The sequence below is a fragment of the Clostridium sp. MB05 genome, from assembly GCF_046581255.1.
In the GTDB taxonomy this organism is placed as follows: Bacteria; Bacillota; Clostridia; order Clostridiales; family Clostridiaceae; genus Clostridium.
This window is the reverse complement of the sequence record NZ_CP174370.1, coordinates 2768740-2792731: the sequence shown is the minus strand read 5'-3', so window position 1 is coordinate 2792731 and position 23992 is coordinate 2768740. Positions and strand designations below refer to the sequence as shown.

At 27.8% G+C, this 23992-nt stretch carries 19 protein-coding genes; 13 read left to right on the top strand and 6 right to left on the bottom strand.

Features of this window, described 5'->3' with window-relative positions; translation table 11 throughout:
• Positions 1-33 precede the first annotated feature (33 nt).
• Complete coding sequence (locus ACH36K_RS13080; RefSeq protein ID WP_411168056.1) at positions 34-1176, bottom strand: amidase domain-containing protein; 1143 nt, start codon at positions 1174-1176, stop codon at positions 34-36.
• Between the two features lie 158 nt (positions 1177-1334).
• Here ACH36K_RS13080 and ACH36K_RS13075 point away from each other — a divergent pair, with 158 nt between their 5' ends.
• From ACH36K_RS13075 to ymfI, 3 genes are read left to right on the top strand one after another with little or no spacing between them, the layout of a single operon-like run.
• The gene (locus ACH36K_RS13075; protein ID WP_411168055.1) at positions 1335-2306 is read left to right on the top strand and encodes a metallophosphoesterase; all 972 of its coding nucleotides are present in this window, start codon (positions 1335-1337) and stop codon (positions 2304-2306) included.
• 14 nt (positions 2307-2320) lie between these two features.
• Positions 2321-3253 (top strand): dipeptidase, encoded by a 933-nt coding sequence (locus tag ACH36K_RS13070; protein WP_411168054.1) that lies wholly within the window; start codon positions 2321-2323, stop codon positions 3251-3253.
• Positions 3254-3280: 27 nt separating this feature from the next.
• Positions 3281-4024, top strand: a complete 744-nt coding sequence (gene ymfI, locus ACH36K_RS13065) for an elongation factor P 5-aminopentanone reductase (protein ID WP_411168053.1) — start codon at positions 3281-3283, stop codon at positions 4022-4024.
• Between the two features lie 118 nt (positions 4025-4142).
• On the opposite strand, the gene ACH36K_RS13060 is transcribed toward ymfI, so the two are convergent.
• Positions 4143-5588, bottom strand: coding sequence for a response regulator (locus tag ACH36K_RS13060; RefSeq protein ID WP_411168052.1), 1446 nt, complete (start codon positions 5586-5588; stop codon positions 4143-4145).
• Positions 5569-7326 carry a sensor histidine kinase gene (locus ACH36K_RS13055; protein WP_411168051.1) on the bottom strand — a complete coding sequence of 586 codons (1758 nt, stop codon included), beginning with the start codon at positions 7324-7326 and terminating at the stop codon, positions 5569-5571. The genes ACH36K_RS13060 and ACH36K_RS13055 overlap by 20 nt, the downstream gene beginning before the upstream one ends.
• Before the next feature lie 181 nt (positions 7327-7507).
• Here ACH36K_RS13055 and ACH36K_RS13050 point away from each other — a divergent pair, with 181 nt between their 5' ends.
• The 6 genes from ACH36K_RS13050 (at position 7508) to ACH36K_RS13025 (ending at position 17282) form a co-directional block, all read left to right on the top strand.
• Complete coding sequence (locus tag ACH36K_RS13050) at positions 7508-8785, top strand: ABC transporter substrate-binding protein (RefSeq protein ID WP_411168050.1); 1278 nt, start codon at positions 7508-7510, stop codon at positions 8783-8785.
• A gap of 76 nt (positions 8786-8861) precedes the next feature.
• Complete coding sequence (locus tag ACH36K_RS13045) at positions 8862-9686, top strand: carbohydrate ABC transporter permease (RefSeq protein WP_411168049.1); 825 nt, start codon at positions 8862-8864, stop codon at positions 9684-9686.
• 111 nt (positions 9687-9797) lie between these two features.
• A complete protein-coding gene (locus ACH36K_RS13040) occupies positions 9798-10625 on the top strand; it encodes a carbohydrate ABC transporter permease (protein ID WP_411168048.1) in 828 nt (275 codons plus the stop codon).
• Between the two features lie 37 nt (positions 10626-10662).
• On the top strand, positions 10663-12828 hold the full coding sequence (locus ACH36K_RS13035) for a Sip1-related alpha-galactosidase (RefSeq protein ID WP_411168047.1): 2166 nt from the start codon (positions 10663-10665) through the stop codon (positions 12826-12828).
• A 21-nt stretch (positions 12829-12849) separates the two neighbouring features.
• A complete protein-coding gene (locus ACH36K_RS13030) occupies positions 12850-13266 on the top strand; it encodes an ureidoglycolate lyase (RefSeq protein WP_411168046.1) in 417 nt (138 codons plus the stop codon).
• 83 nt (positions 13267-13349) lie between these two features.
• Positions 13350-17282 carry a hypothetical protein gene (locus tag ACH36K_RS13025; protein ID WP_411168045.1) on the top strand — a complete coding sequence of 1311 codons (3933 nt, stop codon included), beginning with the start codon at positions 13350-13352 and terminating at the stop codon, positions 17280-17282.
• Positions 17283-17336: 54 nt separating this feature from the next.
• Here the strand turns inward: ACH36K_RS13025 and ACH36K_RS13020 are convergent, their stop codons facing one another.
• Positions 17337-17729, bottom strand: a complete 393-nt coding sequence (locus ACH36K_RS13020; protein ID WP_411168044.1) for a hypothetical protein — start codon at positions 17727-17729, stop codon at positions 17337-17339.
• A 223-nt stretch (positions 17730-17952) separates the two neighbouring features.
• Between ACH36K_RS13020 and ACH36K_RS13015 the strand changes: the two genes are divergently transcribed.
• The 4 genes from ACH36K_RS13015 (at position 17953) to ACH36K_RS13000 (ending at position 21602) form a co-directional block, all read left to right on the top strand.
• Positions 17953-20145 carry a DNA topoisomerase III gene (locus ACH36K_RS13015; protein WP_411168043.1) on the top strand — a complete coding sequence of 731 codons (2193 nt, stop codon included), beginning with the start codon at positions 17953-17955 and terminating at the stop codon, positions 20143-20145.
• 223 nt (positions 20146-20368) lie between these two features.
• Positions 20369-20506, top strand: a complete 138-nt coding sequence (locus ACH36K_RS13010) for a hypothetical protein (RefSeq protein ID WP_411168042.1) — start codon at positions 20369-20371, stop codon at positions 20504-20506.
• 129 nt (positions 20507-20635) lie between these two features.
• Positions 20636-21286 carry a hypothetical protein gene (locus tag ACH36K_RS13005; protein ID WP_411168041.1) on the top strand — a complete coding sequence of 217 codons (651 nt, stop codon included), beginning with the start codon at positions 20636-20638 and terminating at the stop codon, positions 21284-21286.
• Positions 21279-21602, top strand: a complete 324-nt coding sequence (locus ACH36K_RS13000) for a hypothetical protein (protein ID WP_411168040.1) — start codon at positions 21279-21281, stop codon at positions 21600-21602. Before ACH36K_RS13005 ends, ACH36K_RS13000 begins: the two co-directional genes overlap by 8 nt.
• 21 nt (positions 21603-21623) lie before the next feature.
• Here ACH36K_RS13000 and ACH36K_RS12995 read toward each other — a convergent pair whose 3' ends face one another.
• Positions 21624-23051, bottom strand: a complete 1428-nt coding sequence (locus tag ACH36K_RS12995) for an ATP-binding protein (protein ID WP_411168039.1) — start codon at positions 23049-23051, stop codon at positions 21624-21626.
• A 67-nt stretch (positions 23052-23118) separates the two neighbouring features.
• Complete coding sequence (locus ACH36K_RS12990) at positions 23119-23793, bottom strand: response regulator transcription factor (RefSeq protein ID WP_411168038.1); 675 nt, start codon at positions 23791-23793, stop codon at positions 23119-23121.
• Positions 23794-23992 lie beyond the last annotated feature (199 nt).

Here is a 23992-nt window from a genome sequence, read left to right as displayed (position 1 = left end):
AGTTTTATATACTTTCTATTCTTCTTTTAATTTTTAGTAATGTACGTGAATTAAGTGGAATTTTATGTTATCATTACTCCATCCTAAGTCATAAGGAACAAGAAGTCTATCAGTATTATGACATGTAACTAATGGATAACCCTTAGAATCAAAGCCGGTAACTGTAGATATATGAGTAATTCTACCTTTTTTTTCATAAGCAACAAAATCTCCAGGTCTCATATTAAAAGCGGCTTTATAAGTCTGTTGATAAGATCCTTTAGCTATATAAGATGCCCTACCACTACCAACCATATAATTTTTAAAGCCTTGTGCATTTAGCCAAGCTTTAGTACCTTCCTTCCCAGAGTGATTCCAAGCTCCATTTTTCTTAAAACCTCCGCCATCATGTAATATTTGAGAAGCAAAATTTGCACAATCTCCTCCATCAGGATTATGATTTTTATATTTTGAGTTATATTTGAAGGTAAAATTTTCATCTTCAGAAACTCCACAATACTTATGAGCATATTCTATTGCTTTTGTTAATCTCTCATTTGGAATGAATTCTGGTTGTTTTTGAGATAGTATGTATTGTCTTATTTCCTCCGATTTTATATTATTCATATCCAATGAGTCAGCAAATGGATCAGTGTACCATTCTTTAGTAATTATATATCTATCTCCTTCTTTTTTTAAGTTAAGATAATGATTAGTACCAAGTCTAAAATGATTAATAATATCTGGTGAATCTATATAGTAATAATTGAAGTCAGTTGCTACATCACAAATTACACCATATAATCCAGGTTCTTTTTCAGCAACTTTTCTTATTTTAACTATAGATTTTAAGTCTTTAAATTTTACAGCTTGTTTTTCTGACCAATTAATTAAGTATTGAGTTTTTTTTGCCTCACTTTCATATGCCCATAAACTTACTTTAATATTTAAATCATAAAATCCTTTTAAAACTTCACAGTCTCCTAAAACTATAGCCTCATTTCTTTGAGCAAATAGATTTTCCAATAAGTCTTTAAATTCCTTTTTCATTTCCTCAGAGGATAGACCATTATTTAAAAAATTAATAGTTTCTTCATCTTCATAAAATTCATCTGCAAAAGATGTAGAAAAGGGTAGTATATTAAAAGTTAATAATAGTATTAATATTAAGCTTATAGATTTATATTTAAACTTCACAAATTTCGCCTCTCTTTCGCTAAATAATACATATATGTAGTTTGTACAAAAGGCTTTAAATTTATATCTATGTTAACAGTATTTTTAATGGATGTTTTTAGCAAAGAAGCAATGCAAATCATATAATAAAATACTATAAATTTTATAAGGGGAAATTTATGAGAAGATTAAACTATCTTTATGATAATGCAATGGAAGTGAAATTTGATAATGGAGATAATATAGTATTTATATCAGATGTTCACAGAGGAGATGGAACCTTTTACGACTCATTACTAGCAAATAGAAATATATATAAAACTGCACTATCTTATTATTATAGAAAGGGGTTTACTTATGTTGAAGTAGGAGATGGAGATGAACTTTGGAAAAATAGAAATTTTAATGACATTGCTTATTGTTATAATGATATATTTAAGTTATTTAATAAATTTAAAGAAGAAAATAGAATTTATATGATTTATGGAAATCATGATATAATTAAAAATAGAGAGACCTTTTATATTACTCAATATAAAGCTTTAAAAAGAATTGGAGCAGACTATGGGAAAAATTTCTTGAAGTTTATTAAGGATATAAAATTTTATGAAGGTATAAATTTTAAGTTTAAACCAATTAATGAAAAATTTTTAGTTACTCATGGACATCAAGCAGATCCTATTAATTCAGATTATTGGTTAATATCAAGATTTTTAGTAAGGTATGTATGGAAATTTTTAAATGGCTTGGCAGGTTTTAATGATCCAACTAGTCCGGCTAAAAATAATAAAAAAGGAAGTAAGGTAGATAGGAAGCTTGAAAAGTGGGCAAAAGAAAATTCAAAAATGTTAATTTGTGGACATACCCACAATAGTAGAATGCCAGGAAAGCTTGAACCACCTTATTTTAATGATGGATGTTGTATTTTACCTTATGCTATGACTGCTATAGAAATAGAAAGTGGTAATATTTCTCTTATAAAATGGAGTGTTGAATCTCAGGAATCAGGGATTCTTTGGGTAAGAAGAAAAGTTATAACTGGTCCTCAAAGTTTAGAGGGATATTTATTATGGGCAAGAGATGAAAGGATAAGGATGATAGAAGAATCTAAAGACATAAATAAAAATTTAAATAAAAAAACAAAATGTTAAAGGAGATTTAAAGGATGAATTCAATTGATTTACATTGTGACACAGCTAGTAGGCTACTATATGAAAATTTAAAATTAAATGAAAGTATTTGCAAGGTTGATATTAAGAAGTTAAAAAAAGGTAAGGCTTTAGCACAAGTTTTTGCACATTTTATAGAACTAAATATAGTAGATAATCCATATTTAGAATTTAAGAAAATGAATGAAGTTTTAACTAAAGAGTTAAAAGAAAACTACAATGATATTGAAATAGTAAGAAATTTGAGAGAATTGGAAGAAGTAAATAATAAAGGTAAGATAGGAGCATTTTTATCAATAGAAGAAGGTGAGGTTTTAGAAGGAAGGGTTGAAAGGGTAAAAGAGATTTATGATTTAGGAATTAGATTTGTAACTTTAACATGGAATTTTGCTAATAGTATAGGATATCCAAATGCAGGATATAAATATAAAAATGAAGGTCTAACAGATAAAGGAAAAGAGATTGTTTTTGAAATGGAAAAGTTGGGGATAATACCAGATTGTTCTCATTTATCAGATGGTGGATTTTATGATTTGGTCCATATATGTAAAAAACCTTTTATAGCAACTCATTCAAATTCAAGAGAAATAACTAATCACTCAAGAAATTTAACAGATGATATGATAGTTAAGATTTCTAATAAAGGCGGAGTTATGGGGTTAAATTTTTGTGCACCATTTTTAGGAAAAGAAAAAGTTCCTACTATTAAATCTATGATAGAACATATAAAACATATAAGAAATATTGGAGGAATAGATGTCCTTGCCTTAGGAACAGATTTTGATGGAATTGAAAATGAAGTAGAAATAAAAAATATAGGAGAAATAGGTAATCTTAGAGAAGCATTACTTAAAGAGAAGTTTACAAATTCAGAAATAGATAAGATATTCTACAAAAATGTAAAAAGAGTAATTAAAGAATGTCTATAATATATAATAAATTTTTAGGAGAATAAAATGAAAAACTTACAAGGAAAAATAGCACTAGTAACAGGAGCGTCAAGGGGAATAGGAAAAGCTATAGCAATAGAGTTAGCTAAAGAAGGGGCAACTGTAGTTATAAATTATTCTAAGGATGATGATGGTGCAGAAACTACTTTAGCAGAGATAATTGCATTAGGTGGTTATGGGAAATTATATAAAGGAAATATATCAGACTATAATATCTGTAAAAATATGATAGACTATATAATAGAAATTTTTGGGAAAATAGATATATTAGTAAATAATGCGGGAGTATCAAATATAGGCTTATTTATGGATTCTTCAAAAGAAGATATAGATAATATTATGGGAGTAAATATTTTAGGAGTTATGTATTTAACTAAACATGCTATTCCATATATGATTTCCAAAGGAAAAGGTAATATAATTAATATATCATCTATTTGGGGGGATGTTGGAGCTTCTTGTGAAGTAATATATTCTAGTTCTAAAGGAGCTATAAATTTATTTACTAAATCCCTAGCAAAGGAAGTTGCACCAATGGGAATAAGAGTGAATGCAATTGCACCAGGTGTGATAAACACAGAAATGAATTCATTTTTATCAGAAGAAGAAAAGAATGAGCTAAAAGAAGAGATACCTATGGGAAGATTTGGTGAAGCAGCTGAAGTTGGCAAATTAGTAACTTTTATATGCAATGATTCATGTAAGTATTTAACAGGTCAAGTTATAAAGGTAGATGGAGGAATTATTTAGAGTATGAACTATACTTATATGATTTGTATTTGAACTTTTGCTTAAAATAAATAATTAATATTAGATTTTATTAAAAAGGAAGGTTTAAGTTGTTTATAAAACCTTCCTTTTTGTATAATCATTTAGTTAAGTCGGAAGGATAATATCCTTCTATTTTATAAAATTGCTTTGTAAAATGGCGAGGAGAATAATATCCAACTTTCTTTGATACATCTTTAATAGTAAGTGATTTGTCTTCTAAAATTAACTTTTTACTTTCTTGAATTCTAATAGCAGTTATATAATTTGAAAATTTCATACCAGATTTTTCATGAAATATTTTACTTAAATAATTAGGTGTAATCCCATAAAGATTGGCAATAGTATTGACACCGATATCTTTCATATAATTTTCTTTAACATAATCCATAATTTCATCTATAATATCCTTACTTTGTGATTTATTAGAGTATAAAATATTATTACTATTTGATATTAATATATTTAATAACTCATCAAATGTTTTAAATTCTGAATTTAAATTCATATTTAAATTTAGAAACCTATTTAAAACTTCAATATTTATTTCTTTAAATATACCTTTGTATGTATTATTTAAAGAGATAGAATTTAAAGATTCTATAAATTTCAGTTCATTTTTATCTAAATAATATCTATATATAGAAAATATATCATTTGTTAAATTTAATATTAAATCTATATTAGGTAAAGAAATTAGCTTTTCTATATACAATATCCTACCCGATTTATAAGTAGCTCTGAGTGTGGAGTATTTCTTAATAAGTTTTATTTCATCATATACTTTAAGTAAATTTGAAACATTTTTTGTAGCTATAGGAGTAATTAATAAATTATCATATTCAAATTTTTTTATAATATCTTCAAAAGTAATATGTCTTAAATTAGGTGAATTAATAATCAAGCATAGCTCACCTGAGAGTAGATTAAATAGAGCATAATTATAGCCTTCACTTATTTTATCTTCTAATGTCTTTTCAATTTCATTATATAATGTATTAATAAATTTATTTCTACTTTCTTGATTAATGTAGGTATCTACAAAGAAAACAATAGCTGTATAATTGCCTTCTTTTAAAGTAATATAGTTTTTTGTAATATTATTGCTAATTAAAGTAGAAGTAAATAAAGAAAGTGTATTTAGTTTAAACACTTCATTTTCTAAATGGTTTTTGTTTAAGATATTTTTTTCGGCTAAATCTAGGTTTGTTTTTAGATCATTAATACTAACAGGTTTTAACAAGTAATCTCTAACTCCTATATTTATAGCTTCTTTGGCAAAGCTAAATTCAGCTTCACCAGTTAATATAAACCATTCAGTATTAGGGCAGTTATCTTTACAGGATTTTAATGCTGTTAAACCATCAAGTAAAGGCATATTAATATCTACATAGCAAATATCAGGTTGATATTTTTTAGATAAATCTATTAATTCTTGTCCATTTTTTGCTTCAATAAAAGTATATTTACTAGGATATATATCTTCTAACATACTTCTAAGTGCTATTCTAACTAATCTTTCATCATCAGCTATTAGTATTTTCATTTAAGCCACCTCCAATAGGGATTTCTATATAGCAGTCTGTACCTTCATTTTCAATTCCACTTATAGTAAAGTTGGCACCTGTTTTAAAGAATTCAACTCTTTCTTTAACATTATTTAGGCCTGTACTATTTTTAGAACTATATTTTTCTTTAATAAAGCCAGCACCATTATCTGAAATAATTATTTTTAATGTCTCGATGTCACCAGATGTTGTATCTAATAAGGCTATTATGGTTATAAAAATAGGTTCATTATAATTTTTTATACCATGTTTAATTGAATTTTCTACAAGTGGTTGTAAAATTAATTTTGGAATATCTATATTAGCAACACGTTCATCTAGAGATATTTTAAAATCTATCATATCATCAAAACGTAGTTTTTGAAGGGTTAAATATCTCTCAATAAAATCAAATTCATCTTTTAATGTAGCCACATTTGTGTTGCTACAAGTATATCTATATAAGCTAGAAAGTTGGATTATAGAGTCTTCTAATAGTTGTTTTTCTCCAATCCTATTTAGTGCTACGAATCCATTTAATATATTACATAAAAAGTGAGGGTTGATTTGAGATTGCAATGCCAAATATTCAGCATTTTTAACAGCGATTAGTGATGAATATTCATTTTTTATATGGTTATCTAAGTTAACAATCATTTTGTTTAATGCGTCAGATATAAATTTAAGTTCATCATTTTCTAAGGTAATGCATCTGACTGATAAATCACCATCTCTAACTTTTTTCATTGTTGATGTAATATTTGTTATAGATTTTATCATTTTATTTGAATTAATTCTAAAAAATATAATTGCAACTATAATACAAAGTAATGATATTATTAATGTGACTTTAAATACAAAATCTACTTCACTATATAAATCTTTTTTAGAGCCTAGATACAATAAAATCCAGTTACTAGATTCAATAGGTGTTGATACTATATTATAGTCTTTAGACAGATTTTTATTAGAAAAAACAATATCAGAAACATCTTTATTTGAAGGAAAATTCACAGAGTGAATAATTTGACTATTTTGATCCATTAAAATAAATATAGAATTATCACTTATATTTACAGAAGATATAATATTTTTAATAGTAATGGCTTTTACATCTATTTTAACAGTTCCTATTACTTTATTAGTATCCAAATTTTTAATTACTCTCATTACTGAAAAAATTTGATACTCACTACCACTTTTGGTGTACTTATATGAATGAACAGGAGTAAAATAAGTATCACCATCTAGATGTAGTGCATTACTTAACCAAGGACTATATGAATAAGGAATATCTACTTGGTTTAAAGTATCGTAATATTTACTTACTAAAAATCCTTTAGATTGATTAGAATAAGGTATAAAGGTAATTCCTAATATATCTTCTCTTGATTGATTAATTATCTTATTAAGAGTAGAACTATAATTTTTACTTTTTATAAATCTATCAATTTCAGTAATGTTTCTTTCATAACTACCATTATTTATGGATTCCATAAATAAAGATATTTCTTTATACATATAAGGAGTTAATGTTAACCTTTTCAAATCATCTATATATGTATTAATATTACTTGAAACAGAGCTAAGTGTATTTTTAAACTGAATTACATTTTGATTTGATAGTATATTAGTAAAGTAAACACATAGTACCAATATCATTATAGTTATAGGTAAAATTATACTTAGGCTAAATAATAACATAAGCTTTGAACTAAAAGACTGTATTTTTTTCATAGCACACCTCTAAATATAATATACTACTATTTTATAATATAAAATATAAAATTAAAATGATTTTTGAATGAAGTAAAAATTAGTATAGAATTAAACTCTATAAGTATAGAATTGATACATATGAGATCTATGAAAAGGATTATATAATAAATTTGTAAAACAAATTAAGGGGGAAAGGTTTATGAAGAAAAGATTAATAAGTGCTTTATTATGTGGTATGTTAACGTTTACCGGGTTGGTGGGTTGTTCATCATCAAATAATGGAGGAAAAACAGGAGATACAGCTAAGGAAGATGTAACGCTTTCATTTATGACTAACTTAGTTGGAGTTCCAAGTGAGGAATTAGAAAAAGTATGTAAAGACTTTACTGATGAAACTGGAATAAAAATTGAATATTCAGCACCAGGAAGCAATTATGAAGAGCTTATGAAAACTAAAATGGCTGCAAATGACTTACCAGATTTATGGACAACTCATGGATGGTCTGTTGCAAGATATAGTGAATATTTAAAACCTCTTACGGATCAGTCTTGGGTAAAAGATATTAAACCGGCAATTAAACCAATGATTACTAACGAGAAAAATGACATATTTGTATTACCAGTTAATATGGATATCGCAGGTATTGTTTATAACGTTGAAGTTTTAGAGAAATCTGGAGTAAAAGTTGATGATATTAAGACTTGGGCTGATTTTGAAGTAGCATTAGGAAAGATAAAGGCTACTGGATTTACACCTATTCATATGGGGGGAAAGGATAACTGGACAATAGGTCAATTCTTTGATTGGGTAGCACCGTCATTCTATGTTACAAACGATGCTAAGAACTATAAGAAGCAATTATTAGATGGAACATTTGATTGGAATTTATGGGGAGATGTTGCAGGTTTATTTGATAAATGGAATAAAGCTGGATACTTCAATTTAGATAGTTTAACATCAGATTATTTAACTGATATTAAAAGCTTTGCAGATGGCAAGGTTGCTTTTGAGTTCTATGGTAACTATGCAATTACAGAAGCATTAAAAGTTAATCCTAATGCTAAGCTTGGAATGATGCCTATTCCTTCAAATAGCAAAGATGATGAACCTTCACTTATAGCTGGTGAAAGAATAGCTGTTGGTATGAATAAGAATACTAAAAATGAAGAAGCTGCACTTAAGTTTATAAACTACTTAGCTAAACCAGAAGTTGCTGGTAAATTGGCTTCAGTTGATGGAATGCCATCAGGTTTAACAAATGTAACTGCTGATACAGGTGCTGTTCAACAATACTATGATAAGTATGCTAATGTTGAAACATTCCCATACTTTGATAGAGTATATCTACCAAGTGGAATGTGGGATGATATGTGCATAACTGGAGCTGATATATTAGCTGGAAAACCAACAGCTGTACAAGATTCAATTAAACACATGGAACAAAGCTTTAAAGATAAATTTAGTCAAAAGAGATAATCAATATAAAATAAAACTATTAAGGGTATTTTATGCCCTTAATAGTTGATAATAGAAATTATTGGGAGGGGAATATATGAATAATGAAGTTAAAATGTTGGTTACAGAAAATGATGCTGTTGTAGTTAAAAAAGCCCCAAAAAGTAAAAATAGAAAAAATTTAATGAACATATTATATTTACCAGCAATTCTATTATTCTTATTTATTGTTGTATATCCTTTTATAGATGGTATTAGAATTTCTTTTACAAATTGGAATGGATTTTCACAAAATTATAAATATGTAGGAGTAGATAATTATATTAGATTACTACAAGATAAAAATATTTGGGGAGCACTTTTTAATACAATTATATACGGATTTGGAAGTACATTATTACAAAATGTTATAGGAATAGCTTATGCTATTTTTTTAAATTCAAAGTTTAGAGGAAGATCTTTAGCTAGGACAATAATTTATATTCCAGTTATGATTGCACCATTAATAATGGGTTATGTTGTTTATTTCTTATTCCAATTTGATAAGGGAGCATTTAATGACGTGCTAATTTGGTTAGGAAGAGCACCAATAGATTGGTTAGGAGATGGACAAAGAGCTGTAATAATTATGACAATAATAAATACATTACAATTTTGTGGTATTTCAATGATTATTTATTTAGCAGGACTTCAAAATATTCCTGATATGTATTATGAAGCTGCTGAAATTGATGGAGTTAGGACTTGGGATAAATTTAAATATATTACATTACCATTATTAATGCCAGCTATAGTATCATCTGTAGTTATTAATTTAATTGGAGGTCTTAAGTTATTTGACATAATTATGGCATTAACTGGGGGAGGAACCAGGGTTCTCATCACACTCCTTATCAACTTTAGTAACGCAGACATATTTTAGAGGACAAAATGCTGGCTATTCAGCAACAATAGGTATATTTACATTTATATTTATAATGATTGTTTCAAATTTAATTATGAAATACTTTGATAGTAAAGAGGTGAATGAATAATGACAAATAGTGGATTTAAAAGAAATAACTTATGGAGAACTCCATTAGCAATATTAATTTGTTTATTACACATAATACCTTTTTACATTTTGGTAGGGGTTGCATTTAAATCACCTAAGGATTTAAGCTCTAGATGGGTATTTCCTACTTATATTAATTGGGAAAATTTTAGTGTAGCTATAGAAAAAGGAAAAATTGGACAAAGCTTAATGTCAAGTTTAGTAATTACAAGTGTATCTATTGTGTTTATTACAATAATAGGAGCTTTAGCAGCTTATCCATTAGCAAGAAATAGGACTAAATTTAATATGGGAGTTAAGGCCTTCGTTTTAGGGATAATGATGGTACCACCTTTAAGTATTCTTGTACCATTATATTCGATGATTGCAAAGTTAAATGGAACTAGCACTTATTGGTCTATAATAATAGTTCTAATTACATTCCAACTTCCAATGAGTATATTCTTATATACTAATTTTATTTCATCAATACCAGATGCATTAGACGAAGCAGCAGCGATAGATGGATGTGGGCCAATTAGAACATTCTTTAGTATAATACTGCCACAATTAAAACCAGTAACAGCTACAGTAGTAATACTTACAGGAGTTTCATGTTGGAATGATTATCAATTTTCCTTATATTTATTACAATCACCTAAGATTAAGACTGTTACACAGGCTATAGCAGGATTCTTTTCACAAAGTTCATCGAATATAAATGCAGCGGCTGCAGCATCTTTATTAGGAATATTACCAATAGTTATTATTTTCTTATGCCTACAAAAATACTTTATTAAGGGTATGGTTGATAGTGCTATAAAGTAGAAGTTAAATAAAATAAGCTAATATTTAGGAGGAACATATGAATAACGAAAATTTTCATCCAGAATTAATTGAACCACCAATAGCACATGCTCTTCATAAGTGGAATGAAGAAACGAGAACGTTAACATATGAGTATAATGGTAAAAATATTATTACAATGAAGATAGATGGAGAAGATGAAGTTGGTTTCAGACATGGATCAGATGGAAATCTTCAAAACATTCCCTTTATACAACAAATATATGTAATGCTAGATAAGCCAGCAAAGGCTAAGGTTACATTTTTATTAAGTGAAGATGCTATTAGTATGAGACCAAATCGTGCTAATAAAAATGAAGCTATATTAGGACAAGTTGGTCATCCAACTATGAAGGGGGTAAATGGGGTTTATGATATTAAACAAGATTTACTAATAGATTGGAACGGATGCCATTGGAAATGGATTTCAGAAAGGTTTGAAAAAACAGAATCAAACAATCTTAAAGTAGAATTAGAAATTGAGTTAGGACCAAAACCTTTATTTGTGAACTTAAGAATGCAATATTATAGAAAACATTTAGGATATTCTTACCATAAACCATGGGAGTGGAGACCTAATACAAAATCAGTTACGGGTTGGTGCTCTTGGGAGGCATTTAGAAGAGATGTAACTCAAGAAAATATAGAAGAAGTATCAAAGTTCTTTTCAGAAAAATTAGGTGGATATGGATTAGAATATATACAAATAGATGATGGATATCAAAATATGCCATTACCAGTTGATCCAAATGGCTCATTAGCAGAAGGATGGCTAAATACAAATAGTCAATTTAAAAAAGGTCATAAAGGAGCAGTTGAAGCAATAGAAAAAGAAGAGTTTAAAGCTGGTATATGGACAAATGCTAATATTACAAATCCTGAATTTGCTAAAAATCAAGGAAAGTACCTGCTAAAGGGCAATGATGGTAAGCCAATGCTAGGTGAATGGATAGATTATTTAATAGATTGTAGAAAAGAATCATTAGATAAGCATGTATTACCTTTTTATAAAGGGTTAAAGGAATATGGTTATGAGTATTTTAAAACTGATGCAATAAGGCATCTATTATTAGATGGATTACATGAAGCCGTAAGACAAGGATTAATAACTAATGATGATGCGGAGAAACGTTTTAGATCTTATATGGAATGTGCAAGAGATGGAATTGGAGATAAGGCATATTTCTTAGCATCATGGGGAGTATTATCAGAAGTTATAGGGGTTGTTGATGCATGTCGTGTAGCGATGGATGCTAATCCAACTTGGGCTGGAATAAGAATGCAAATAGTTGAGTCAGCAAGATGGTTTAATGCTCAACGTATATTATTCTTAATAGACCCAGACCACATTTGCGCAAGAACTAACCTTGAATGGGCAAGAAGTATATGTTCACTTGTTTCACTGTCAGGTGGATTATATATGTTAAGTGACCCAATGAAGGATTATGATGATAAGAGAATCGAAGTAATAAGAAAAACATTACCTACTATTGAAACTTTTGCTGGGGAAACAGGTACTATTGACTTAAGCTATCCAGCATTTACATGGACAAAACTTCATGGATTTGCAGTTCCAAGAGAAAATCCAGTTAAAGCAGAAGATATTACATTAGAAGAAGCAATGAATATGGCTGGCGAATATCCATCTATGAATGATGAGCATCCTTTTTCAACTCTTTGGACAATTCATATCGATAAAGAGTGGAGAAAATGGAGTGTACTCGGAAGATTTGCTTCAATTCCATTGGAAGAAAGTAATATAGAGCTTGAAAATGTTGGTTTAGAAAGGAATAAGGAATATCTTGCTTTTGATTTCTGGGGCAAAAAATATTTAGGAAAAGTAAGTGGAAGATTTACTGTTAAGAAATTAGATTTAGGTACGTGTCAAATAATATCATTAACAGAAGTTAAGAGTGAGCCACAAGTAATAGCATCAACAAGACACGTAACAATGGATGCAATAAGTATTAAAAATCAAAAGTTTGAGGATAGTACATTAAATTTACATTTAGATACTATAAAAGGATCAGAAGAAAGTTATTGGTTCCATATACCAAATGGATTTGTTATTGACAGTGTCAAATGTGATAATGCAGAAGTTGATTATTTTATAGAAGAAGAACTTCTTCAAGTTAATTTAGTATTTAAGGGAGAAAAATCTAATTTAAGAATTAGCCTTAAATAACTAAGAATAGGAGTTAAAAATATGAAAAAACCTATATTAACTATCTCTAAAGAAAGCTTTGAAAAGTTTGGGAAGATAATTGAGTTTAGTGAAACTTGTACTGATAAGTTTGAAATAGTAGTATCAGAGCCAAATGATCCTTGGAGACTAGCTGTTTATAGATATAAAGAAAAAGGTGTAAAGCTTATGGAAAATCATCCTACATCAATGGAAAGCTTTGAACCATTAACTGGTACAACCTTAATTATGGTAGCAGAAAATAAAACACCTAGTGATTATAAAGTATTTTTATTGGATAAACCAATATGTCTTTATAAGGGTATATGGCATCAAGTAATATCATTATCAGATAGTGCTAGCGTTAAAATAACAGAAAATTTAGATGTGACGTCGGAGTTTTACTACTTTGAAAGTGAAATATTGCCTATGATGGTATAGAGAAGCTCTGAATTATAACTAAGCTCTTTATATTAAGGGGCTTAGTTATTTTCATATTATAAATAATGAGAGGGGATTTAATAATGAAAAAAGGTTTTAGAACATCCATGAGCAAAACATTAGCATTGTTAGTAGCCTTAACGTGTATTACTAGTAATGTATTGACTTTTGCTGAACCAATTAAAGAAAATAATCTAAGTACTGTAGAACTAAATGATGATAGTAGAGTAAACTTAGTTAAGGATCCAGGCTTTGAGGAAGATCCAAATATTGATGATTATGAAATTCCAAATTGGATAACTATTGGAGCAGTAGGCGATTGGAATAATTTTCCCCATACAGGGAAGATTCAATGCTGGGTAGATCCAGGTGATAATAACATTATAAAACAAACTATTGAAGCGCCATATAACGGATATTATAAAGGAGCTGTTTATGCGGCAGCAGGAGGACCTAATGGAAAGTTAGCTTTATTCAATCCAGAGGATGGAAGTATTATAAAGGAAGTTAAAATAGATTCAAACTCTAGCTATACTAGATATGAAATAGAGCCTATATATATGAAAAAAGGTGATAAGATTGATATAGGATTAATAGGAGGAAGTGCCTGGGTTAATGGAGATGATTTTGAATTTTATTATGATAGAAGCAAGGTAGAAAATTTACTTGTTAATGAGAGTTTTGAAAATTTAGATGGATGGGCTTTAGAAGATGCAGAAATATTAAATGGTAAAGCAATTTTAAAAGATGATACTTCAAAAATAAGCCAAGAGATAAAGGTTCCAAATAAAGGGAATTATTACTTGGAAATGAATATAAAGGCTTTAACTAACAATGTAAACGTTAAGATAGGGGACAGAACAGAAATTTTAGCAGCATCAGAAGAATATAAAGTAGTAAGAATTAGTGATATAATACAAGATAAAAACTCTGACTTAAATATAGCCATAGAAGGGAGTGCAGAAATAGAAGATGCTAGGTTTATGTATGACATAGATAAAATGAATTTTTTAAAACCACAAGTTACCAACATTCAGATTAATGGTAATAATGAAGTAGGTGCACCGTTAAATGTGACATACGATTTTAATGACTTAGATAATCATATTGAAGGAGCTACAAAGTTTAGTTGGTTAATGTCCGATAGTAAAGATGGTGAATATAGTGAAATAGCAGGAGAATATGGTAAAACATTAGTGCTCAAAGAAAACTTAAAAAATAAGTACTTAAAATGTAAAGTTATACCTGTTGACGAATATGGAACTTTAGGAGATGGAGTATTTAGTGAGGCCATTGGACCAATTGATGTAAATATCATTAATAATCCAAGCTTTGAGAATAATGGATTAGGTTGGAGATATTATGGAGCTAACATTAGATATAATTATAGCTATGATGGAGGAATAAGAGCTCGTATAGCTAAAGGAGATTTTAATTATATTACTCAAGAAACTGAAATTCCCGAAACAGGATTTTATGATTTATCAGCTTTTGTAAACACGGAAGGAGAAGGAGCTAAATTAGGTATTATGACTTTAAGTGATGAACTTAATGATTCTGAAATTATATGCTATTCTACAGTAGAAAAAAATACAGGTTATACAAAAAATGAGCTTAAAAATATTAGACTAGAAAAAGGAGAGAAAATTAAAATATTTTTCCAAGGTACAAAAACTTCTTTAGTAAGTGTTGATAATGTTAAATTAATTAGAAATAGAGAGATTGAAACGGAAAAGTACAGTAATATTATTTCATTTAACTTGGATGGACAAGAAGGAAATAGCATAATAAATAAAAAAGATAAAACTATAAAGGTTGTAGTACCATATGGAACTGATACTAGTAAGGTAGTTTTAAATAGTATACAATTATCTGAAGAATCAGTATCAAATTTAAAAAATGGACAAACTTTAGATTTATCAGCTCCATTAAAGGTTAATGTAACTAATGGAAATGGGAGTACAGATGTATGGTCTGTAGTATGTGAAGTGGAGAGAAAAGAGGCAGTTGTAAAGTCTTCTAATAAATTCTTAGAAGATAGCTTTAATTGGTCAGTTGATAAAACAGAACAATTTGTTATGACTGGAAAAACAGGTTTGGTAAATAGAGATGAAAATAATAATGATGGTAGTGGAACTGCTAAATATATACCATCATATTGGGCTGGTTATTATGATAGAACAGCATTTTATGGAAGAGATTTTGTTCATCAAGCAACAGGTGGACAAATCTCAGGATTAAAGGATGAAAACTTCTCAATGTTTAAAACCTTTGCAAAGAATGCAACAGAATCAAGAAAATGGTATACATTCTGGGCAATAAATTTTGATGGAACACCGCATACAATTGATTACAAAAATGATGATTTATTTGTAAGGGAAGTACCAGCTCAGTTTGAACTAGTTGAGAAGGCCTATGAGCAGTATCTTTGGACTGGTGATGAAAGATATATTTTTGATGATGATTTATGGAATTTCTATACAAAGGTATTAACAGACTATATAAGCCTTCATGATGACCAAAATACAAATGGCATTGCAGAAGGTTATGGAGGAATATTCCAAGGGTCATGTACTTATAATGAAAGAGGAAAATTCCCAATTGAGGCTGCTGATGCTATTGGGTCACAATATCAAGCAACATTAGCCTATGCTGGTATGCTTAGTGAAAGAGGAGAAGATAAAGAAGCTAAGGAATGGTACGATAAAGCAGAAGCATTGAAAAAATATTTTAATGAAGATTGGAGTGTAATAGACCCAAATAGTCCAAATGAAAATTATGCTACTGTATTACAAAAGGATGGAAAAAAGCTAAATGATTTTGGTAAAGAAAATAGTTGGTTTATTCCAATGAAATTATTATCAGAACCGGGAGAAAGAAATGATAAATATTTAGATTTTATATCTGAAAAGTTAGGTGATGGAATAGGAAGTACTGAGAATTCGCCTTTGAATATAGAGGCATATACCTATATACCTGAAGCTTATTTCCCATATAATAGAAATGAAGAAGCTTGGAAATGGATGAAATATATAATGAGTGTTAAAGATCAGGCACATGAACGTGCAACACAAGGTACCAATGGTGATTATCCAGAGATTTCATTTACATTTATTTCTCATACAGTAGAGGGATTAATGGGGATAGAGCCAGATGCAGGAGCTCATAAAGTTGTAACAGCACCACATTTGCCTGGAGAAGTTGAATGGGTTAATTTAGATAATTTACAGATGGGAGATCATGAATTAAGTATTGCTCATAACGGATTAACTATGACTACATTAACAAATAAAGCATCAGAAAGTTTAAATTGGGAAGCTAGGTTCTATGGTGATTATAAGTATATAAATGTTAATGGGGAGCAAGTTAAAGCAGAGCAAAAGGAAGTAAACGGTGAATTAGTAAGTTATGCAAATGTTGAGGTAGGAGCTAATGACACAGTTTCAGTTGAAGCCACAAATACTGTTCAAGAAATAGTTAACAAGGAAGAGTTGAACAAATTAATTACAGATGCAGAAGCCTTAAGAAGTGAAGATTACACTAAGGAGTCTTGGAATAACTTCAGTGAAGCTTTGGCTAGCGCTAAAGATATAGTGTCTAATAAGAAGGCTACACAAATAGAAGTTGATGAAGCAGCAAAAAATCTAGATAAGGCTATGAAGGATTTAAAGTTAAAGGATAATACTGTAGTTAATATTGATAAGAGTAATTTAAAAGAAATTATTAAAAAAGCAGAAGAGTTAAAAGCAAGTAATTATACTGAAGAAAGTTGGAAAGTATTTAATGAAGCTTTGGCTTATGCGAAAGATGTATTTGCTAAAGTGGATGTAACACAAGAAGAAGTAGATAAAGCAGTAAATAATTTAAAAGATGCAATGAATAAACTTGAAAATAATGAAAGCAAAGATGAAGATAAGCTACCTAACACAGGTGATGCTATAGGAACAACAGCTTTATTAACTTTAGCTTCATCATTAATGGCAGCAGGATATGCTTTGAAAAGAAAGCGAGACTAGAGTTAAAAATAAATGATTTAACAAAAAAGTGGATATCTTTATAGGTACCACTTTTTATTGCTTGTTACTGATTTTTTTTATTAAAGTTATAATAAGTTTTATTAACAAGTATATAAGAAATACATAAATAAATCCATAAAGTCCATAAGCAATATCGGCAAACTCCATATTACCTCTATGTGTTAACTTTTGCTGTATTTCTATAGCAAAAACTATAACTATCATAACTGTTAATGTATATATAAATGATATAGCAGTAATGCTATATTTTGCAAGTTTTTTAAATACAACTTGAGTTATTACAAATATTACTATGCCAATTAAGGCCATAAATATAAAATGAAGTTGTTTATCATTTAATGGATATCCAGCTATACTAACAATATCTAAGACTTTATCATGTAAATCATTAATAAGACTAGCTATTAATTTCAATATTTCTACCATAGATATTCCCCCTAATTTGTTTTGTCATTTATTATATCATTAAATATAATATTTTACTAATTCTGTATATTAAAATACTTTAAATATAGAATGTTTATTTAAAGTAGGTTTACAGAATATCATAAATTGGATATAGTTTAATTAGTTAAAAGAAAATAATAAATAAATATAGAGTTTAAGATGCAAGAAGTATATTTACTCTTAAAAGAGAAAGGACTAAGATATGGGAAAAGTATTAGTACTAGCAGAGAAACCTTCTGTTGGTAGAGATATAGCAAAGGTTTTAAAATGTAATCAAAATAAAGGAGCATATATAGAAGGAAATAAGTATGTTATAACTTGGGCACTTGGACATTTAGTTGGGCTTCAAGACCCAGAAGGTTATGATGAAAAATATAAAACTTGGAGTATGGAAACTCTTCCAATGTTACCTAAGTATATGAAGCTTACTGTTTTAAAAAAGACATCTAAACAATTTTATGAAGTTAAAAAACTTTTAAATAGAAGTGATATTGAAGAAATAGTAATAGCAACTGATGCAGGTAGAGAAGGAGAGCTTGTTGCAAGATGGACTATAGAAAAAGCAGGAGTTAAGAAGCCTATAAAAAGACTTTGGATATCATCTCAAACTGATAAAGCAATTTTAGATGGATTTAAAAATTTAAAGCCTGGAAGTCAGTATGAAAACTTATATAAGGCAGCTCAATGCAGAGCAGAAGCTGATTGGGTAGTTGGACTTAATGCAACAAGAGCTTTGACATGTAAATATAATGCACAACTTTCAGCAGGAAGAGTACAATCACCAACTTTAGCTATGATAGTTAATAGAGAAGATGAAATAAAAAATTTTAAGCCAAAAGATTTTTATACTATATCTGCAAAAGCAAATGGAATTTCACTTCAATGGGTTAATAAGGATAATAATTTAAGAATATTTAATGAAGAAATGGCTAATAAAATATTAAATAATGCAAAAGGACATGATGCTAAAATTACATCAATAACAGAAACTCCTAAAAAGAAATTTGCACCAGCTTTATATGATTTAACAGAGCTTCAAAGAGATGCAAATAAAATATGGGGTTATTCTGCAAAGCAAACTTTATCTATAATGCAAAGACTTTATGAAAACCATAAGATATTAACTTATCCTAGAACTGATTCTAGATATATATCTACAGATATTGTCTCAACTATTCCAGAAAGATTAAAAGCAATATCTATTGGTGAATATAGAATGGCAGCATCTGAAATATTAAAGGGAAAGATAAACTCTAATAAAAGCTTTGTAGATAATAGTAAGGTAAGTGATCATCATGCAATTATACCAACTGAACAAAAGCCTAATTTAAGTAATTTAAGTTCAGAAGAAAGACATATATATGATCTTGTAGTTAAAAGATTTTTAAGCGTTTTAATGCCGCCATTTGAATATATTCAAACTAATATAAAGGCTGATATAAATGGAGAAAGTTTTATTGCTAAGGGGCAGGTTATAAAGTCAAAAGGATGGAAGTCTTTATATGATAAAGAAATTATTGATGAATCAGCAAGTGAAGATGATTTAAAAGATCAAGTACTTCCAAAACTTAATAAAGGAGATTCATTAAAGATAAGTTCAGTAGATTTAAATAAAGGGCAAACTAAACCACCAGCAAGATTTAATGAAGGAACTCTTTTATCAGCTATGGAAAATCCACATAAGTATGTAAATGTAGATAAAGATTCTGCTAAGACACTAAATGAAACAGGTGGACTTGGAACTGTTGCAACTCGTGCAGATATAATAGAAAAGTTGTTTAATTCTTTTGTAATAGAAAAGAGAGGTAAAGAAATAATACCTACATCTAAAGGAAGACAGCTTATGGAATTAGTGCCAAATGAACTTAAATCACCACTTTTAACTGCAAAATGGGAAAAGAAATTAGATGGAATAAGTAAAGGAAAAGAAGATTCAAATTTATTCATAAAAGAAATGAAAAATTATGCTGTAGCATTAATTGAATCTATAAAGGGTACAGATAGTAAATTTATTCATGATAATAAAACAGGCAAAAAGTGCCCTAATTGTGGTAAATACCTTTTAGAAGTAAAAGGTAAAAATGGTATTATGAATGTTTGCCAAGATAGAGAGTGTGGATATAGAGAAAGTGTAAGTAGAAATACTAATGCAAGATGTCCAGAATGTAAAAAGAAATTAGAGCTTAGAGGTCATGGAGAAGGACAAATATATGTATGTCCTAATACTAATTGTACATTTAGGGAAAAAGCTTCTATATTTAATAAAAGATTTGATTCTAAATCTGATAAAGTAAATAAAAAAGAAGTAAATAATATAATGAAAAAGATGAAAAAGGAAGCAGAACAAGATATTAATAATCCATTTGCTGATCTTTTGAAGAATTTTAATAACTGATACATTAAATTATAAATAAATTTTAATTTAAAATATTACTAGAGACTTAGGTTTTTAGTAATATTTTTTTATATTTTTAGTTTATATAATAATTTTGTAATTATTATATAAACTAAATGTATAATATATAGTATTTAAAATTAAATCTTAATTTAAGAAATTTTAACATATGAATGTATAAATAGACATATGTCAAAAATTAAGTTGTAGGGAGGTCAAAAAAATGGAAATGAATGAAACATCATGTATATGTAATAAGTGTGGATACAATTTTGAGGAGTTAAAGGAAGAGTCTTTAATTTTATGCCCTCAGTGTAAAGAAATAAAAAAAATGCAAGATTTTAATTTAATAGAAGAATAAATTTTAAAAGTAGTAGAAAATTTTAATTTCTGCTACTTTTTTATAATAATAATTAATATATAAGCATATTATTATATAAAACATAACATAACTATTGAAGGGTAATGATTAAAAGGGGGCGTAACACTTATGATTGAAAAATCATTAAATAAGATTTGTAAAAGAAATCAAGACCTCATATACAAGGGAATAAAGTTATTTTTAAAAGATTTTAAAAATCAACATAAAGAGTATAAATTTGAAGGGAACTTAAATGATAGAATAATTATAAAAAGATTTGTAGAATCTCAAAAAGATACAATTAGATTTATAAGTAAAAAAAGAAATAAATTTAAAAGAGATATATTAAGTATAGAAAATAATATAAATTACTTGCAAAAGAGTTACATAGAATTAGAAAAGGAAAGAGAAGATAAAGTAAGAAGATTGGGTTTGATAGAATTAAGTAATACTGAAGATAATGAAATAGAGTTTGAAAAGTTAAATGATATTATAGAAGCAGTTAATGAAATTAAAAGAATAGAAAAACAAGAAATTAGTAAGGTTAAAAATTTAAGAAAGAATTATGATGAATTTAATAAAACTTCTTATGAAGAAGAAAAATTAGTAGGCGTATTTTTAGATTACATAAAAAAAGAGTTTTTAAAAGAAAAAGGAACTGTAGTTACATCTATAAATTCAGGATATCTAACAGATTTTGATTTGATTTTAAACTATGAGTACATTTCTATTTTGATAAGTGACATGTTAAGTTTAGAGGAGGAGATAATGGGTGGGTAATTATTTAAAAGAAGAAGTTATAAAAGATAACGTAAAAGAAAGACTTAAAGATTTATATAAAGATATAATAATTGATGATATAAGAGGAGAAGTTGAGAAAAGTAAAAATGAAGTTCTAAGCAATATAAAAGAAATAGGGGAAAATAGAAAAACAAATAAGGAGATACTAAATAAATTAGAGCAAATATTAATAATGGTAGATATGTTAGAAAGTAAAGAAGAAAAAGAATTAAGAGGAATTTCACTAAATAGTAAAATAGTTTTAATATTAAATGCTATTCTGTTACTAATAATAATAATTAGCTTTTTTGTATAAAAAGGGATGAAGCTCATCCCTTTATATTATTTCTAAATCATCAGCTCTTTTTAAGGTAAATTGAAATTTTACTCCATCTATTGTGTTAGATAAAGAAAAAGAGCTTTCATGTAATGTTAAAATCCTTTTTACTATTGAAAGTCCTAAGCCATTACTGTTTTTAAAACTACTTCTTGATTTGTCAATTTTGTAGAATTTAGTATAAAGATTTTCAATTTCTTCTTCAGGAATATGAGAGCCTTTATTTTCTACAGAAATATTAATAAAATCATTTTCTCCTAGCACTTCTACTATTACTTTCTCTCCATTAGGAGTATATTTAATTGCATTACTAATGAGATTAGTAAGAACTTGTTCTAATTGAAATACATCTCCAATTACATAGCAATATTCAAACTTAGTTTTGAATTCTATATTTATATTTTTAGATGCAAGTTCTAAAGAAAAACTTTTTATAAGTTTTTGAATAAGTCTAAGTATGTTAAACTTTTCTATAACTAAATCTATATTCCCAGATTCCAGTTTGGATAATTCCAACATATTTGTTACTAATTTATTCATTTTATTTGCTTCATCTATAATTGTATCTAAATAAACTAAAGCATCTTCACCAGTAGCTATACCATCTTTTAAGCCTTCAGCGTAACCCTCTATTATTCCTATAGGTGTTTTTAAATCATGGGAAACACTTGCAACGAAATCTTTTCTCATCTCTTCTAATTTACGTTCTTTTTCTATATCTTCCTGAAGAGTTTTATTTTTTTGCTTTAAATCTTCTAAGGCATTTTTTAAGGTAGATGATAGAAAGTTTAAGGTAACAGCAAGACTTCCAATTTCATCATCCGAGTTTTCTTGGCACCTAGCTGTAAAATCCATTGCAGACATTCTCTTAGCTACTTTATTTATATTGACTAATGGTTTAGAAATTAAATTTGCATATACAGATGATAAGAAAATAGCAATTACACTAAAACCTAAAAATAAATATCCATAAAACTCTTTAGTCACACCAGCAGCTTCGCTAATAGGTTGCATTGATGAAACAGATACAATAATTGAATCATTTTTAGAGTTTAATGACATTGGGGATACTATTCCAATTTTCTTTGTATTGCTTAATTTATTTTCAAAAACTCTAGCTTGTGGCTTACCAGAAGTTAAAACTTCATTAATAAGATATTTATCATTAATAAGTTCAGCACAAAATGCAGTTAAAACTTGAAAGTCATCTGTATTTTTACCATAATTATCTAGAAACTTAATTTTACCATCTAATGAAAGAATAACAACTCTAGAATCTGTCTCTTGTTCAAATCTAAATAATGCATCAGTCAAAAAGTTTTCATCAGCATAAGAATTTAAAGTACTAAATTTACTTGCTTCCTTAATCATGTCTTTTACTTTTCGATTTAAATAGAAATCTTCAAAAAATAAAATTTGGAATAACATACTAAATATTAATACAATAAATATTAAGCCAAAAGTTATTAAAAATAATTTTTTTGATATGCTAAATTTATTTTTGTGCCTCAAATCTATATCCACTTCCTCTAACTGTAACTATATAAGATGCCTTGTCTCCAAGCTTTTCTCTAAGTCTCTTTATATTTGTATCAACAGTTCTTAAATCGCCATAGTAATCTAAGCCCCACACATTATCTAGTATAGTATCTCTTGATAAAGCTATACCTTCATTGTCAGATAAATAAGTTAAAAGTTCAAATTCTTTTGGAGATAAATTTATTATTTCATCATTTATTTTAACTTCATGAGATAATTTATTTATAGTCAAACCATTATAGTCATTTGTACTAGAAAATGTGTCTTCAGAGGTTCTCTTAAGTAAAGCCTTAACCTTAGCAATTAATACTTTAGGGGAAAATGGTTTAGTCATATAATCATCTGCACCCATTTCATAACCAAATAATTTATCTTCTTCTTGCCCCTTAGCAGTAAGTAATATAACTGGTACTGTAGAAACCTTTCTTATCATTTCTAAAACTGTAATCCCATCAACCTTTGGCATCATAATATCTAATATAACTAAATCTACTTTATTGCTTATAAAATAGTTAAGACCTTCATCACCATCGGAAGCTTCTATAATATTGAATCCTTCTTTAAAAAAATAATCTTTAAGTAAAAATCTAATACGAGTTTCATCTTCAATTAATAGTATATTTTTTTTCATAAAACCCTCCCTATTATGAAATCTTTAATATAATTATAAATGTCAATACTTATATGGTAAAGATTAATTATGTAAATAAATAAAAAAGTAATATTTATTTAATTTATGTTACATTTATATAACAAGTAATTATTTGATTTAAAAAGACTAATAATGTAGATTCTTAGTTGAAACATATATATAATTATAGTATTGTATT

Bases quoted from the DNA above. Each gene is read 5' to 3' on its own strand.
- ACH36K_RS13050 (WP_411168050.1), top strand. From the start codon at position 7,508: ATGAAGAAAAGATTAATAAGTGCTTTATTATGTGGTATGTTAACGTTT.
- ACH36K_RS13025 (WP_411168045.1), top strand. From the start codon at position 13,350: ATGAAAAAAGGTTTTAGAACATCCATGAGCAAAACATTAGCATTGTTA.
- ACH36K_RS13035 (WP_411168047.1), top strand. From the start codon at position 10,663: ATGAATAACGAAAATTTTCATCCAGAATTAATTGAACCACCAATAGCA.
- ACH36K_RS13060 (WP_411168052.1), bottom strand. From the start codon at position 5,588: ATGAAAATACTAATAGCTGATGATGAAAGATTAGTTAGAATAGCACTT.
- ACH36K_RS13070 (WP_411168054.1), top strand. From the start codon at position 2,321: ATGAATTCAATTGATTTACATTGTGACACAGCTAGTAGGCTACTATAT.
- ACH36K_RS13015 (WP_411168043.1), top strand. From the start codon at position 17,953: ATGGGAAAAGTATTAGTACTAGCAGAGAAACCTTCTGTTGGTAGAGAT.
- ACH36K_RS12995 (WP_411168039.1), bottom strand. From the start codon at position 23,051: ATGTTATTCCAAATTTTATTTTTTGAAGATTTCTATTTAAATCGAAAA.
- ACH36K_RS13030 (WP_411168046.1), top strand. From the start codon at position 12,850: ATGAAAAAACCTATATTAACTATCTCTAAAGAAAGCTTTGAAAAGTTT.
- ACH36K_RS12990 (WP_411168038.1), bottom strand. From the start codon at position 23,793: ATGAAAAAAAATATACTATTAATTGAAGATGAAACTCGTATTAGATTT.
- ACH36K_RS13075 (WP_411168055.1), top strand. From the start codon at position 1,335: ATGAGAAGATTAAACTATCTTTATGATAATGCAATGGAAGTGAAATTT.
- ymfI (WP_411168053.1), top strand. From the start codon at position 3,281: ATGAAAAACTTACAAGGAAAAATAGCACTAGTAACAGGAGCGTCAAGG.
- ACH36K_RS13010 (WP_411168042.1), top strand. From the start codon at position 20,369: ATGGAAATGAATGAAACATCATGTATATGTAATAAGTGTGGATACAAT.
- ACH36K_RS13005 (WP_411168041.1), top strand. From the start codon at position 20,636: ATGATTGAAAAATCATTAAATAAGATTTGTAAAAGAAATCAAGACCTC.
- ACH36K_RS13055 (WP_411168051.1), bottom strand. From the start codon at position 7,326: ATGAAAAAAATACAGTCTTTTAGTTCAAAGCTTATGTTATTATTTAGC.
- ACH36K_RS13045 (WP_411168049.1), top strand. From the start codon at position 8,862: ATGAATAATGAAGTTAAAATGTTGGTTACAGAAAATGATGCTGTTGTA.
- ACH36K_RS13040 (WP_411168048.1), top strand. From the start codon at position 9,798: ATGACAAATAGTGGATTTAAAAGAAATAACTTATGGAGAACTCCATTA.
- ACH36K_RS13020 (WP_411168044.1), bottom strand. From the start codon at position 17,729: ATGGTAGAAATATTGAAATTAATAGCTAGTCTTATTAATGATTTACAT.